Source organism: Pseudomonas sp. B21-059, assembly GCF_026016285.1.
Lineage (GTDB): Bacteria > Pseudomonadota > Gammaproteobacteria > Pseudomonadales > Pseudomonadaceae > Aquipseudomonas > Aquipseudomonas danubii.
This window is the reverse complement of sequence record NZ_CP087201.1, coordinates 1,043,386-1,057,189: the sequence shown is the minus strand read 5'-3', so window position 1 is coordinate 1,057,189 and position 13,804 is coordinate 1,043,386. Positions and strand designations below refer to the sequence as shown.

The 13,804-nt window shown below is 63.5% G+C and carries 13 protein-coding genes; 3 read left to right on the top strand and 10 right to left on the bottom strand.

Features of this window, described 5'->3' with window-relative positions:
* Nucleotides 1-18: 18 nt before the first annotated feature.
* On the top strand, nucleotides 19-819 hold the full coding sequence (locus tag LOY69_RS04750; protein ID WP_102861192.1) for an IclR family transcriptional regulator: 801 nt from the start codon (nucleotides 19-21) through the stop codon (nucleotides 817-819).
* A 10-nt stretch (nucleotides 820-829) separates the two neighbouring features.
* Here LOY69_RS04750 and LOY69_RS04745 read toward each other — a convergent pair whose 3' ends face one another.
* The 9 genes from LOY69_RS04745 to LOY69_RS04705 all read right to left on the bottom strand — a co-directional run bounded on the left by LOY69_RS04745 (nucleotide 830) and on the right by LOY69_RS04705 (nucleotide 11,690).
* Entirely contained in the window at nucleotides 830-3,382 is a 2,553-nt protein-coding gene (locus LOY69_RS04745) for a LuxR C-terminal-related transcriptional regulator (RefSeq protein ID WP_265074188.1), read from the bottom strand.
* Nucleotides 3,383-3,530: 148 nt separating this feature from the next.
* Nucleotides 3,531-4,898 carry a DUF1329 domain-containing protein gene (locus LOY69_RS04740; RefSeq protein ID WP_110596032.1) on the bottom strand — a complete coding sequence of 456 codons (1,368 nt, stop codon included), beginning with the start codon at nucleotides 4,896-4,898 and terminating at the stop codon, nucleotides 3,531-3,533.
* A 24-nt stretch (nucleotides 4,899-4,922) separates the two neighbouring features.
* The gene (locus LOY69_RS04735; RefSeq protein WP_123393735.1) at nucleotides 4,923-6,713 is read right to left on the bottom strand and encodes a DUF1302 domain-containing protein; all 1,791 of its coding nucleotides are present in this window, start codon (nucleotides 6,711-6,713) and stop codon (nucleotides 4,923-4,925) included.
* 483 nt (nucleotides 6,714-7,196) lie between these two features.
* Nucleotides 7,197-7,556 (bottom strand): hypothetical protein, encoded by a 360-nt coding sequence (locus LOY69_RS04730; protein ID WP_102861188.1) that lies wholly within the window; start codon nucleotides 7,554-7,556, stop codon nucleotides 7,197-7,199.
* Between the two features lie 162 nt (nucleotides 7,557-7,718).
* Nucleotides 7,719-8,630 carry an SDR family oxidoreductase gene (locus LOY69_RS04725; protein ID WP_102879066.1) on the bottom strand — a complete coding sequence of 304 codons (912 nt, stop codon included), beginning with the start codon at nucleotides 8,628-8,630 and terminating at the stop codon, nucleotides 7,719-7,721.
* A gap of 168 nt (nucleotides 8,631-8,798) precedes the next feature.
* Nucleotides 8,799-9,701 carry an alpha/beta fold hydrolase gene (locus LOY69_RS04720; protein ID WP_102878398.1) on the bottom strand — a complete coding sequence of 301 codons (903 nt, stop codon included), beginning with the start codon at nucleotides 9,699-9,701 and terminating at the stop codon, nucleotides 8,799-8,801.
* A complete protein-coding gene (locus LOY69_RS04715) occupies nucleotides 9,701-10,483 on the bottom strand; it encodes a class II aldolase/adducin family protein (RefSeq protein ID WP_265074187.1) in 783 nt (260 codons plus the stop codon). Before LOY69_RS04715 ends, LOY69_RS04720 begins: the two co-directional genes overlap by 1 nt.
* Nucleotides 10,484-10,627: 144 nt before the next feature.
* A complete protein-coding gene (locus LOY69_RS04710) occupies nucleotides 10,628-11,314 on the bottom strand; it encodes an LrgB family protein (protein ID WP_102878397.1) in 687 nt (228 codons plus the stop codon).
* Nucleotides 11,304-11,690: a CidA/LrgA family protein gene (locus LOY69_RS04705; RefSeq protein ID WP_110653386.1), complete on the bottom strand. Its 387-nt coding sequence runs from the start codon at nucleotides 11,688-11,690 to the stop codon at nucleotides 11,304-11,306. The genes LOY69_RS04710 and LOY69_RS04705 overlap by 11 nt, the downstream gene beginning before the upstream one ends.
* Nucleotides 11,691-11,788: 98 nt before the next feature.
* Here LOY69_RS04705 and LOY69_RS04700 point away from each other — a divergent pair, with 98 nt between their 5' ends.
* A complete protein-coding gene (locus tag LOY69_RS04700; RefSeq protein WP_102878395.1) occupies nucleotides 11,789-12,685 on the top strand; it encodes a LysR family transcriptional regulator in 897 nt (298 codons plus the stop codon).
* Here LOY69_RS04700 and LOY69_RS04695 read toward each other — a convergent pair.
* Complete coding sequence (locus LOY69_RS04695) at nucleotides 12,666-13,121, bottom strand: flavodoxin (protein WP_265074186.1); 456 nt, start codon at nucleotides 13,119-13,121, stop codon at nucleotides 12,666-12,668. The two genes, LOY69_RS04700 and LOY69_RS04695, sit on opposite strands and share 20 nt — an antisense overlap.
* Before the next feature lie 159 nt (nucleotides 13,122-13,280).
* Here LOY69_RS04695 and LOY69_RS04690 point away from each other — a divergent pair, with 159 nt between their 5' ends.
* Complete coding sequence (locus tag LOY69_RS04690) at nucleotides 13,281-13,754, top strand: PAS domain-containing protein (RefSeq protein ID WP_102861182.1); 474 nt, start codon at nucleotides 13,281-13,283, stop codon at nucleotides 13,752-13,754.
* Nucleotides 13,755-13,804: the final 50 nt, after the last annotated feature.

Here is a 13,804-nt window from a genome sequence, read left to right as displayed (position 1 = left end):
CGGGACCCCGACACCTCCATGGAAAAGCCGCGCAGCACCAGCGACAGCACCGGTAAACAGAAAGTCCGCTCGGCCGAAGTCGGCACCGACATCCTCAAGGCCCTGGCCGAACTGTCACCGGCCACTTCTCTTTCGCGTCTGGCCGAACATGTGCAAATGCCGGCGAGCAAGGTGCACCGTTACCTGCAGGCGTTGATCGCCAGCGGTTTTGCCGAGCAGAACACCGCCACCAATCACTACGGCCTGGGCCGTGAAGCCTTGCGGGTGGGGCTGGCGGCCCTGGGCAGCATGGATGTCTTGAAGGTAGGCGCCCTACCCCTGGCGGAACTGCGGGACGAATTGAACGAAACCTGCTTCCTCGCGGTGTGGGGCAATCAGGGCGCGACCGTGGTGCACATCGAGCCGGCGGTGCGAGCGGTGACCGTGGTCACTCAATTGGGCTCGGTGCTGCCCCTGCTCAGCTCATCCACCGGGCTGGTGTTCAACGCCTACCTGCCACAACGGGAAACCCTCGATCTGCGCCAGCAGGAACTGTCCACAGGTGCCCCCCATGCCCTGGCCGACCCGCAGGTCCACGACGCACTGGCCGAGCAGATCCGTCAGCGCGGCTTGCACCATGTCCACGGTTTACTGATGCCTGGGGTCGATGCCCTGTCGGCGCCGGTATTCGATGCCACCGGCAAGATCGCCGCCGTGCTGACCGTGGTAGGGCCGACGTCGCTGTTCCACGCCGATGAACATGGACCCGCGGCCCAACGCCTGCTGGCGGCCAGCTCTGCAGTGAGCTGGCGCATGGGTTATCAACCGCAGCCCGAGTAACCGGCGCGCCTCAACTCATCAGCCCCAGGGCCTGGGCCTTGGCCACCGCCTGGGTGCGCCGCTCGACCCCCAGCTTGCTGTGAATCCTGCGGCCGTGGGTCTTCACCGTGTGCAGGGAGATGAACAACTGCTCGGCAATCTGCTGGTTCGAGCAGCCCTGGGCAATCAATTGCAGCACTTGCAACTCCCGCAGGCTGAGCAGGCTGTCGTGATCCTCCTGCGGCGCCGCGAGCGTGGTTGGCGGGCTGTCCAGTGCTTGCAACAACGCTGGTTGTCGCAGGCGCAACTCGTGCAGGGCCTGGGGCAGATTGCAGCGCGCCACCCGCTCCTGCCCGGCCTGCAACGCCTGCGCCGCCAAGGCTTGATCGCCGAGGATGAAAGCCACCTCGGCCAGGGCCAATTGCACCTGTGCCTCCAGCCCCAGCATGCCGTGGCGCTGGGCCCGGGCCAGCAGCCCCTGCAACGTGGCCACCGGTGCCTGGGCCCGCCCCAGATGGACCTCGGCCAGCACCAGCAGGTACTCAATGCTCGGGATCAATTCCAGGGAGGCCGGCGGCGCCTGCAGGGCCTGGGGCCCGCGAAAGTGCCGGAGCACCCGGCTCAAGGCTTCGTGAGCCAGTTCCGCTCGGCCCTGCTGCAGCCAGAGCTGGCTGCTGACCTGCAACAGCACGCCACGGTAGACCGTGTCCGGGATCTGCCGTTGCTGCATCAGCCGCTCGGCGTCCCGCAGGCGCACGAACGCCTGGGCGTAGTCGCCCTGGTTGGCCGCCAACTGGGCCTCACCGAGAAAGCCATACAAGGCGCGCTTGTCATGACTGACCAGACAGTCCTCGAGCCCTCGGCGAAAATACTCGGCTGCTTGCCCATCGTTTCCCTGGCGCAACGCCAGCCGGCCGAGGCGCAAGGCCAGGCGCCCGAGCAAGGGCGTGGCGCGCAGCGCTTGCCCGGACAAACGCTCGATCACCTGCTCCAGCAAACTTTGCGCCCGATGGGGCGCGCCGCGTTGTTCCAGCAATTGGGCATGATCGAGCTCCAGCAAGCCTTCGAACAACAACGCATCCTGGGCCCGGGCCAGACACAACGCCTCACGATTGAGGGACTGGGCCACCTCCAGCTCGCCGCACAACAGCGCTTGCTGGGTCAGGCCGGACAGGCACAGCAAACGGGTGGTCCAGGCGCCGTCCTCCAACTCGTTCAAGGCTTCGCGAAAGTGCTGCCGCGCGGCCTCCATCCGCCCGCCCAGGTGCAACAGCCACCCTTGCTGCGCCTGCCAGCGAGCCAGCAGCTGACGTTGTTCAACCGCCGAAGGTTGCGGTGCAAACCGTGCCATCTGGGCCATGCATTGCCCGGCCTGTTCGAAGCGTCCGGCAAACAGCATGGCCGCCACCAGCAACCCCAGTAACTGCGGACTGCCCAGCAGCAACTCGGCGCCCTGGCGCTCATGCAGTTGCAACAGCAACAAGCCATTGTGCTGCTGGAACAGGAACTCAATATTGAAATGCTCCAGCAGGCTGACCACGACTTCGTACTCCTGGGCCAATAGCGCCTGCTCAAAGGCCGACTGCCAATCCTCCTGAGCGGTAAACCACTGGCACGCCCGCCGATGCCAGGAGCGCCCGGCGGGCCAGGCCTCATGCCGCATCAGCCGGGCCAGGGGTGCAAACACCTGCAGCCAGTCGGCACCGCCTTCCCAGGGTTCGATAAAGCAGCCCAGGTCCTGCAGGGTACGCAGGTACTGGGCCCCTTCTCCGGCGCCAAACAGGTGCTCGCACAACTCGGCATTGAACCGCGGCATCTGGGCCAGCACTTGCCAGACTTCCGCCAGTTCCGCCGGTAACACGCTGAACAGCTCATGCTCCAGGTATTCGAGCAAGGTATTGGGGCGCCCTGGCTTGCAGGGTTGGGTCACCCGCTCGCTGCCATCGAGCAAGGCGATGCGCACCCCGGCACACCAGCCGCCACTGCGCTGCAGGATGCTGCTGGCGGTCTGGGCACACAAAGGTTGCGGCAAACGTTGCAGCAGTTGCTCGATATCACGCTGGCTGAAGGCCAGGGCGCTGCCGTCCAGTTCGTAGAGCTGGTCGTCCAGCAACAGGCGTGGCCAGTTGCATTGGGGGCGGCGGCGACTGCCGATCCACCAAGTGAGCAAGGGGTTGTCGATGCTCAGCAAGCGGTCCAGCAGCCCGTCCAGCTCCGGAGCCGGCAAACGGCAATAGTCATCAATGCACAGCCAGGCCGGACTGGGCAGATGAGCCAGGTGTAACAGCAGCGCGGCGGGATCGGCATCGGCCTGGTCCAAGGCGTCGGCCAGGACACGACACAAGTCTTCAGGACTCTGGCACGCACCGCCCAGGGGCAACCAGATGACCCGGCACGAAGCGGGGGCCTGCTGCAGGCATTCGCTGAGCAGGGCGGTCTTGCCGCTGCCGGCAGGGGCACACAACAACTTGACCCGCGCACTGGAGGCCAGCAACGGCGTACTCAGGTGGTCGCGTGGAGAATGATGGGAAGACAAACGGGGCATGAACCCGGGACGCTCTGGACAACGAGTCATGGCAGTCATTGCGGCGAGCCTTTTTATAGTTTTAGCCAGCGTGCCCCCACCCTAGCCTCGACCTCCCGACCTGTTGAAGAAGTATTCAGCGGGCTGATCCTCTGCCATAAAAAAGGCGACCGGGCGGTCGCCTTTGCACCTCGTGCGTCACTGCTGCCTAGCGCACCCCGCTGGCGCGCAAGGCGGCCGGAGTGTAGTCGGCCGCCTTGGCGGCAAAGCCGAATTCCAGGCTGTGCTTTTCCTCGTTCTTCATGCCCAGGGCCAGGTAGCGACCGGCGTTGAGGTCATACAGCGCTTCCAGGGTGTAGGCCGGGACCTGATGGTCGTAGTAGTACTGCGCGTGTCCCTCGGCCACTCGCCACAACTGGCCACGACCGTCGTAGTGATCCACCAGCGCCACCTGCCAGCTGTCCTCGTCGATGTACATGTGGCGGGTGGCATAGATATGCCGCTGGTTGGGCTTGACCGTGCCCACCACTTCCCAGACCCGGTGCAGTTCGTAGCGGGTCAGGTCCTGGTTGATGTGCCCGGCCTTGATGATGTCGTCGTACTTGAGGCTCGGCGAGTCCAGCTTGTAGCTGTTGTAGGGGATGTACATCTCCTTCTTGCCCACCAGTTTCCAGTCGTAACGGTCGGGGGCGCCGGAAAACATGTCGAAGTTGTCCGAGGTGCGCAGGCCGTCGGCGGCGGTGCCCGGACCGTCGTAGGCCACCTGCGGGGCGCGGCGTACACGGCGCTGCCCGGCGTTGTAGATCCAGGCCGAACGGGGCTCCTTGACCTGATCCAGGGTTTCATGGACCAGCAGCACGTTGCCCGCCAGCCGCGCCGGGGCGGTCACCGACTGCTTGAAGAAGTTCTGCACGTTGGCACCCTTGGCCGGGTCCAGGTCGGGGATCAGTTGCGGCGCCGCCACTTCCTCTTCAAAACGGATCGAGGTGTAGCTGCCGTTGGTCTGCGGGGTGGCCTGGGTGATGATGCGTTTCTGATTGCCACCGTGATAGCGGGTCAGGTGGTTCCACAGCACCTCGATGCCGCTCTTCGGAATCGGGAAGGCGTAGTAGCGGTTGCCGGTGAAGTTGGCCAGTCCGTTGCCGTCGTTGGTGGTGGTCACGTTCAGCGCGCTGCGCTTGGCCGACTCGTAGATTTCCGGTGGCAGGCCGACGCTGCGATGGGTCGGGTAGACCGGAATCCGGTAGCTGTCCGGGTAGCGCTTGAACATCGCCAGTTGCCCTGCGGACAGCTTGTCCTTGTACTTGTCGGCCGTGGCCGCGGTGATGATGAACAACGGTTTCTCATTGGCGAAGGGATCGGCGAGAAAGCCCTTGCTGTCCACCGCCCCGGCGTTCTTCGGGATGCCGCCGGTCCAGGCCGGAATCGAGCCATCGGCGTTGCCGGCCTTCTCCGCCCCCACGGGAGTCAGGCTGGTGCCCAGCTTGGCGGCTTCTTCCGGACTCACTGCAGCCATCAGGTTGGCCGCCCACAGGCCCAGTGCCAGGGCGCTGCATTGCAGAATCATCTTGCGCATTCAAGTGCTCCTTCTTGTGCCGGTTCAGAAGTTCACGCCAAAGCTCAACGCGAGGAAGTCCCGGTCGGTGAGGGTGTTGTAGCGCCCGCCAAAAAAGTCGGTGTAGCTGAGGCTGGCGGTGTAGGTGTTGCGGTAGTCGGCGTCGACACCAACGCTGAGGGCCTTGGCGCCCTGGTTGAACAAGCCGTTGGGGCCGTAGCCGTTGACGTCATGGGACCAGGACAGGTTGGGCTTGAAGTTGATCCCGCCGATCACGTTGCTGTAGTCGAGGATGGCCCGGGCCCGATAACCCCAGGAGGTGGCGGTGACGAACCCATCGGTGTCGCCGCCATAGCCGTACTGGCCGTAGACCGAGTCGCGGCCGTAGCGCAGCTTGCTTTTGTCCTCCAGGCCACCGACCCGGACAATCGCCGCCTCGCCCACCAGGGTCAGGCGATCGGCCCCCAGCACCTGATCGAAGAACTGGGTCATGCTGCTCTGGATCTGGGTGATTTCCTTGCGCCGGTAGCCGGTGTTGTCGGCGCCCATGGCGGTCTTGATCGGTGAAGCCGCACCCCCGGCAATGGGGTTGAGCAGGGCCAGGGTCAGGTCGTTAGTATTGACCTGCACCGGGGCATTGGGCCGGTAGCTGATCTCGCCGGTCCAGGCGGTGCCGGTGGGCAGCGTGGTAGAGAAGCTGGCGCCATACAGGCGGATGTCCTCCGGGTATTCGAGGTAGTACTGGCCACGGCCGAGCATCACGCTTTGCACCAGGCCGCTGCCGGAACCGGGAACGATGCCGTTGGCGGCGCCGGCAATCGCGCCCAGGGTCGCCGGGCTGACATTGGCGGTGGTGGTGCTGACCACGGGGCTGCGGGCGTGGTAGTTCATGAAATACAGGCCGTACTCGGTGTCATCGCCGAGCCAGCGCAGAGCGGCGCCCCACTGCCCGGAGTCCCGGGCATCGCGGTCACCGCCGCGGGGCAGGATCACCCCCTCGCGGGCCACCTGAAAGCCCTGGCCGAAGGCCGCTGCCACCGGTTGTAACGGTGCGATCGCCGGGTTGCCGACGGTGTAGCCGGTGGTGCAGCCATCGGCCACCACATCGTTGCCGAAGAAGGTGCCGCAGTTGTCCACCACGGTCTGGTCCCACTCCAGCTGATAGAAGCCTTCCACGGTCAACTGGTTGGTCAGGCCCTGGGAGGCGAACAGCATGTTCACCGGCACCAGGCCTTCCTTGATCTCGGCCCCGGGGCGGCGAAAGGCCGAGACGTCCACCGGGTTGATGCTGTTGATGGAGTTGCCGATGAAGGTGCTCTCGCCCCAGCTGACCACCTGCTTGCCGGCGCGCACGGTACCCGGCAGGTTGGCAATCGAGTAGTTGTGGTAGACGAAGGCGTCGAGAATCTGTGCGCCCGAGGACTTGGCGCCTTCCTTGCGGTTGTGGTCGCTGATGGGTTTGAACTGGCGATCCTCGTCCTTGAGTTCGAAGTCGTACCAGTACTTGCCGCGCACGAAGACGCCGGTGTCGCCGTACTTGAGTTCAAGGTCGTGCAGGCCCTTGAAGATCTTCGAGAAAGTCTCGCCCTTCTTGAAGTTCAAGCGGCCATCGTCACCGGTGGAAGACTGCGCGGTGCCACCATTGATGGTGCCGACAAACGCAGGGTCGGCATTGCGCATGCCCCAACTGGCGCCAACGGACAAGGACGAGTCGAACTGCCCTTCAATTTCCCCAATATTGAACGAAACCGCCTGCGCCTGAGCGCTGCAGCCCAGCGCTACCGCGACAGCCAGCGCCTGCGGTTTGAAGATGGCGCGCATTGTTGTTCTTGTCATGCGTCTTCCCCGGTGAGTGACAGGAGGCCTCACCCTACTGCCGGGGTACCACGGCCGATAAGCGCACCAAGGAGGTATTCGAGTTGTCGCCCGAAAGGATTAGCGCCCTTGCCACAGGGACCGTTCAGAGATGTATCCACGGGCTGGATACGCGACCATCAAGTGCATCGATACAGGTGCTGTGCCCTCTGGACTGTTGCTCAAGCTGTAACAGTCCTTGTCCTGAATGGCTATTTTTCCAGGTCATGCCAGGGCTTATTCTTACCTCGCAGTCACGGCAAACAACGCCACGCTACTGCCGCGCAAAGAGCCCGCCGCCCGTTGCCCGAAACAGACTTCCAGTTGGCTTGAAAAGATTCAGTCCAGGCCACTACCCCAGGTTCACCGACGTTGATTTTGTAGCTCCTTGATCTAACGTCTTACCTTGGCCGCTGCTCTTGCAGCGGCCTTTTTTATGCGCGCAAGACAACGGCCAAGTTGGCCTTACAAGGTGTCGTCATCACCATCGTCGTAATGAAACTTGTGCAACAGACGATGCGCCACCGGTGACAGGATCAAGCCCAGAGTGGCGGCGAACACCAGGTTGGTGTAGAGCCCGTAGGTGGCAAAAAACAGTTTGCCGCCAGGGGTTTGCGGCATGTTGATGGGCCCGATGCCGCCGAGGATCATGGCTGCGTCATACAAGGCGTCGTGAAAGGAAATGTCCTGCTCGAAGTACAGCAGACCGCTGATACCCAGCAACACCGAAAAGCTGATCAGGGCCAGAACCACCAGGCCGTGAACACATAGACGCCGGATAAACAGCAGTCGCGACAGTACCGGCTGATCCTTTGACTCATACATCTCAAGCGCTCCTTGTGCGTTCGCCAGCCGTCGAGCATAGAGACGAACGCCACAGGAGTAAAACCGCCGGAGCCCAGGCTCCGGCGGGTCATTGCCTGGCGGCTTTCAAGCCTGGAAAAAGCGCCCGCCGATCAGCGCCGGACAAGGCTGACCCACGCAGCGTCAGAGGGCGTACTTTTGCAGATTCTGCATCATCTCCTTGAGCGCCTCGATGTTGTCCTTGGGATGCGCCGCCCCCTCGAAATCGCAGATCTGCTGCCAGTGCGCCGCCACATCGTCGGGCGAAAAGCCCTGGCGCGGATCAAAACCGGCGCCCAGGCTGCGCTCCCAGCGCACCTTGCCGATCCAGCCGCCGCCCACTTCGAACAGGCCGGAGGTTTCCTCGCACTGCTCGCTGCCCAGGTACACCACCAGCGGGCTCACCAGTTCCGGCTTGAGCTGCTCGAACACCTGTGGCGGGATCAGGCCCTCGGTCATCCGCGTGCCACCGGTCGGGGCGATAGCGTTGACCAGGATATTGTTCTTGCGCCCCTCGATCGCCAGAGTCCGGGTCAGGCCATACAGGCCGAGCTTGGCCATGCCGTAGTTGGACTGGCCAAAGTTGCCGTAGATGCCTGATGTGGACGCGGTGAAGATCACCCGTCCGTACGCCTGGTCCCGCAGATGCGGCCAGGCGGCGCGAGTGACTTTGTAGGCACCTTCGACATGCACCCGGTACACCAGGTCCCAATCGGCGTCGTCCATCTTGTGGAAGGTCTTGTCCCGCAGGATGCCAGCGTTGTTGACCACCACATCGACCCGGCCGAACACATCCAGGGCGTTCTGCACGATCTTTTCGCCATCGGTGACCGAGTCGTGGTTGGCCTCGGCGATGCCCCCAGCCTCACGGATCTGCGCCACCACCCGATCCGCCGCCGAGGCACTGGCGCCCTCGCCCTGGGCCGAGCCCCCCAGGTCGTTGACCAGCACCTTGGCCCCGTGCCTGGCGAACAGCAAGGCATGGGCCCGGCCCAGGCCGCCGCCGGCTCCGGTGATGATCACTACTTTGTCTTGCAAGCGCACAGATTCACTCATACCGAACTCCAGCAGGGCCAATGGACAATTCTTCGAGTGTCGGACAGCCAGCCGGCGGTCACAATAAAAACGTCCGGGCCTGAATGGTGCCCAATAAGACAGCGGGATAATCGCCCCGCCCGCACCAGAGCGCGCCCCTGCCTTGGGCCACACAGTGACCCAAGGCGCTCAGGAACCCATTGCCTGGCGTGGCGGCGCGAGCAATGTGTCGCGAAACCCCAGGTAATGCTTGAGCACCGGCAACGGCGCCTCGATCTGTGGGTAATGGCCGATACCCGGTAGCAGCACCGTGTCCGGCTCGGCGATCAACTGGCGATAGCGCTCCACCATGTGCGCCCCGGAAATCGGGTCCTGGGCGCCATCGATCACCCGCAGCGGCACCTCGCCGCGTTGCATGGCGCCGACCCAACGCTCGCGCTGGGCCCGTCGCTCGGGGATATAAGCGATCAACTTGTGCAGGATGCGCGGCCCGTTGTTGCTGTGCACCAGGCTCCAGAAGTCATCCAGGACCGACTCGCTGGGACCGGTCTGGGGGCCGAAGATCTGCCGGAAACTGTTCGCCAGCCCCTGGCGACTGAACACCCGCCCGAGCATCCAGCCCACGGGGCTGAGCAACAGCTTCTGGGTCAGTACCGGGCGATGGGTTTCCGGAAACAGACCGCCATTGAGGAACACGCAGCTGGCGATCTCGATCCGCGCTTCATAATGCCGGGCCAGCAGTTCCTGGGCGACGCTGTCGCCGTAGTCATGGGCCAGCAGGTGCAGCGGCTCTTGGATCTGCAAATGGGCCAGCAACGCCTGCTGCAAGTCTGCCTGCTCCAGCAGGCTGTACTCATGGTCCAGCGGCTTGTCCGAGTCGCCGAAGCCGAGCATGTCGCAGGCGATCACCTGATAGCGCCGCGCCAGGGGTTGCCACAGGTAATGCCAGTCCCAGCTGGCGGTGGGAAACCCATGGATCAACAGCAGCGGCTCTCCTTGCCCCGCCACCCAATAACGAATGCGCTGGCCGCGAAACACAAAGTCCTTGCCGCGCTTGCGCCAGACACACAGAGGAATCTCGGCGATAGGCATCAGACTTTATAACCCGGGTCGAGTTGATCGAGTTTGCGCAACAGGGCCGGCCAGGCCAGTGCGCCCCCCATCCCCTGGGCACTGCGGATGACGCCGGCGATCATCGCCTTGGCCCCCGCCAGGATCGATGCAGGAATGGTGATCAGCTCGGCGCCACCATTCTGCGCCAGCACCTGGATCTCGCAGGCACGCTGGAAGGTGAACATCATCAGGAAGGTATCGGCGATGCTGGCGCCGCAGGTCAGCAAGCCATGGTTGTGCAGCAGCAGGAAGTTGTTGTCCCCCAGGTCGGCCTGCAGCCGCTCTTTCTCCTCGGGGTTCAGGGCTACGCCCTCATAAGGGTGACGGCCCAGGCTCGACAGCACGAACAGCGACTGCTGGCTGATGGGCAGCACGCCCTGCTTCTGCGCCGACACTGCGACCCCGGCGGCCGTGTGGGTATGCAGCACACAGAGCACATCGTGGCGCACCGCGTGCACGGCACTGTGAATGGTGTAGCCCGCCGGGTTGATCTCGTAGGGGCTGTCCATCAGCTTGTTACCGGCCTGGTCGACCTTCACCAGGCTAGAGGCGGTGATCTCGTGGAACATCATGCCGAAGGGGTTGATCAGGAAGTCTTCGGTGCCCGGCACCTTGGCGGAGATATGGGTGAAGATCAGGTCGTCCCAGCCGTGCATGGCCACCAGACGGTAGCAGGCGGCGAGGTCCAGACGGGTTTGCCACTCAACGGCGCTGACTTGTTTTTTTACACTCGGTGTCGATTGAACGGGGGCTAGGCTCACGGCAAGGACCTCGGTGATGGTTCTTATTGGATGAGGGAACCCTCAGAGTCTAGACAGCTTGCATCGACTGCGGAGTTGCATTGACAGCCAGCTTGATGACCGTACGGGTCAGCCGGAGAGAAGGCTCTGATCCGCGGCTTTGCGTCAAAGCACAGACGCCAGCAAAGGGGCCGCGAAGAGGTTCAGCAACCCGGTCAACACCATCACCAGACCGGCCACCGAGCCCTCTTCCCCCCCGACTTCATGGGCCCGGCTGACTCCGGCTCCGTGGGCACCGACACCAAACAGCGCGCCCCGGGCCAGGGCACTGCGCAAGGGCAGCCAGCGCAGCAGCACACCGCCGAGCATGGCACCGAACACCCCGGTGAACATCACGAACACCGCCGTCAACTCAGGCACGCCGCCCAGGTCATGGGCCAGGGGCATGGCGAACGGCGTGGTAATGGAACGTGGCACCAGGGACAGGGTCACCGAGCTGTCCAGGGCCAGCATCTTCGCCAAGCCGAAGGAACTGCCGATGGACGCGGCGCTGCCCGCCAGCATGCCCAGCAACAGGGCCGACCAGTGGCGCATCAGCAACTGGCGCTGCTGCCAGATGGGAATCGCAAAGGCCACCGTCACCGGCCCCAGCACCAGCATCAGCCAGTGGGTGTTGGCGGCGTATTCGGCATAGGCGGTGTGCAATGGCACCGCAATTGCCAGCAGCAGGGCCGGCACCAGGATCAACGGCGACAGCAGGTAGCGCCCGGTGCGCCGGTAGATCCAGCGGCTGAACAGATACGCCCCCAGGGTCAGGACCAGCCAGAACATCGGCATCAGTTCAAGCTTCATGGCGCATCCTCCAGCGGCAGACCATCTCCACCGTGAGTGCGGTCACCAGCATCACCAGCAGGGTGCTGATACCGATCACCAGCAGAATCCGCCAGCCGTCCTGACGCAGCAGGCTGCCGTAGTCCAGCAAGCTCATCAGCGCCGGAATGAAGAACAGCAGCATCTCCGCCATCAGCAGGCCGGCCCCCAGTTGCAAGGCCGCCGGCTTGACCCAGCCCAGGGCGAAGGTCAGCAGCAACAGCGCAAGGCCAATGACCCCACCGGGAATCGGCCAGGGCAGCCAGGTAGCCAGTTGGCAACCGAGAAAATAGATGGCCAGCAGCACTGCCAATTCGCCAATCAGGCGGCCCAGGCGTTTACAGGTGGAAATGTTCATGGTGGTTGAGTCCTCTCAGGGGCCCATTTTATGAAAAGCCCCTGCATCACCGAAGCGAATTGTTAGACTTGAAACCATTCCAATCTGGAATTACCACCATGGATTTCAAACAACTGCGCAGTTTTGTCGAAGTCATCCGCCAGGGCGGTTTCACCCAGGCGGCCAGGACCCTGCACATCAGCCAGTCGGCGGTCAGCAAGCAGATCGCGCAGCTGGAACAAAGCCTGGGCACGCCCCTGCTGGAGCGCCAGGGCTCGCACATTCATCTCACCGCCGCCGGCGGCGTGGTGCTGCAGCGGGCCGAGGACATGCTGCGCCTGCGCCATGAACTGCTCAGCGAACTGGATGACCTGAGCCAACTGGCACGGGGTGAACTGCGCCTGGGTCTGCCGCTGCTGGGCAGCGATGCACTGTTCGCCAGCCGTTTCGCCGAATACCGCCGGCGCTACCCGAATATCCAAGTGCAACTGCTCGAAGGCGGCAGCCTGAATGTCGAGCAGGCCGTGCGCAGTGGCGAGCTGGAACTGGGGGGCAGCCTGACCCCCAAGGACCCGGCGTTTGCCTATCAACCCTTCTGCGATGAACCCCTGGATGCCTTGTTGCCCGCCGATCATCCCCTGGCGCTGAACGCCCAGGTGCGCCTGGAAGAACTGGCCGATACGCCCTTCCTCCTCTATCAGCGCAGCTTTGTGCTCAACGACCGGCTGCTCCAGGCCTGCCAGCAGGTGGGCTTCACGCCAAAGGAGGGGGGACGTAGCGGCCAGGCAGACTTTCTTGCGGCGCTGGTGGCCGCCGGTCAAGGTGTGGTGTTGCTGCCCAGTGTGGTGGCCCGCGGCCTGGTGCGGCCGGGGGTGGTGCGCCTGACGCTGAAGGCCCCGGACTATCTGCGCTGGGACATTGCCTTCATCTGGCGCCAGGGCGCGTATCTGTCCAAGGCAGCGCAAGCCTGGCTGGCGCTGCTAAGGGAACAGCCGGTCAACCCCGCAGGGCGCTGATCAACTCGGTCAGCCAGGGCTCGGCATCGGTTTCCGGGGTCACGCTCTCGCTGGCGTCCAGGCGCAGCATCGGCAGCACTTCTTCCACTCCCAGCTCGGCAAACAGCTCACGCATCTGCTCGCCACCGCCACAGAAGGTATCGCCGTAGCTGGAATCCCCCAGACCGATTACCGCTCCGGGCAGCCCACGCCAGGCGGCGGGCAACTGATCGCGAATGCTCGAATACAGCGGCAGCAGGTTGTCCGGCAGTTCGCCCATGCCGGTGGTCGAGGTCACGGCCAGCAACGCCTGCGGTGCGAAGGCCTGAAGCTCGGTCAAAGTGGCCCGCGAGTTGTGCCAGGCCTCGAAACCTGCGGCGTTGAGGAGCTTGGCGGCGTGCCGGGCGACTTCTTCAGCCGTGCCGTACACCGAGCCGGAAAGGATGGCGACTTTCATCAATCTGTTCCTGAAGCTGACTAAAAGACTGGGATATTACCAGCTACGGAGTAAAATCCCGCTTCTGCTGCCCGCACCGCTCAAAAGCGCCTGTGGACAGCGTGCCAGCGTGACTTAGAATTCAATTCAACACTTGCTGATTGATAGCGGAACTTCGGGATGATCAACGCTCATCTGCTGCAAAAGATGATCAACGCCTCCAACGACGGGATTGTGGTCGCGGAACAGGAAGGCGAAGACAACATCGTGATTTACGTGAATCCGGCTTTCGAGCGACTGACCGGCTACAGCGCCGACGAAGTGCTGTATCAGGATTGTCGTTTCCTGCAGTCCGGAGACCGTGACCAGCCGGGGCTGGAACGGATTCGCCAGGCCCTGAGCCAGGGGCAGCCTTGCCGCGAGGTGCTGCGCAACTATCGCAAGGACGGCAGCCACTTCTGGAACGAACTGTCGATCACCCCGGTATTCAACGACAGCGATCAACTGACCTATTTCATTGGCGTGCAGAAAGACGTCAGTGTGCAGATCAAGGCGCAGCAACGCTTGCTCCAGCTGGAGCAGCAACTGGCCGCAGTGCAAGCCGAGCTCGCGGCCCTCAAGGCGACCGACGGCTCTAATAAGTCGCAGATTTAGTGGTCTGTAGGGATATTCCCCACCGATTTGTCCTTCACCCTTCGAGCAAC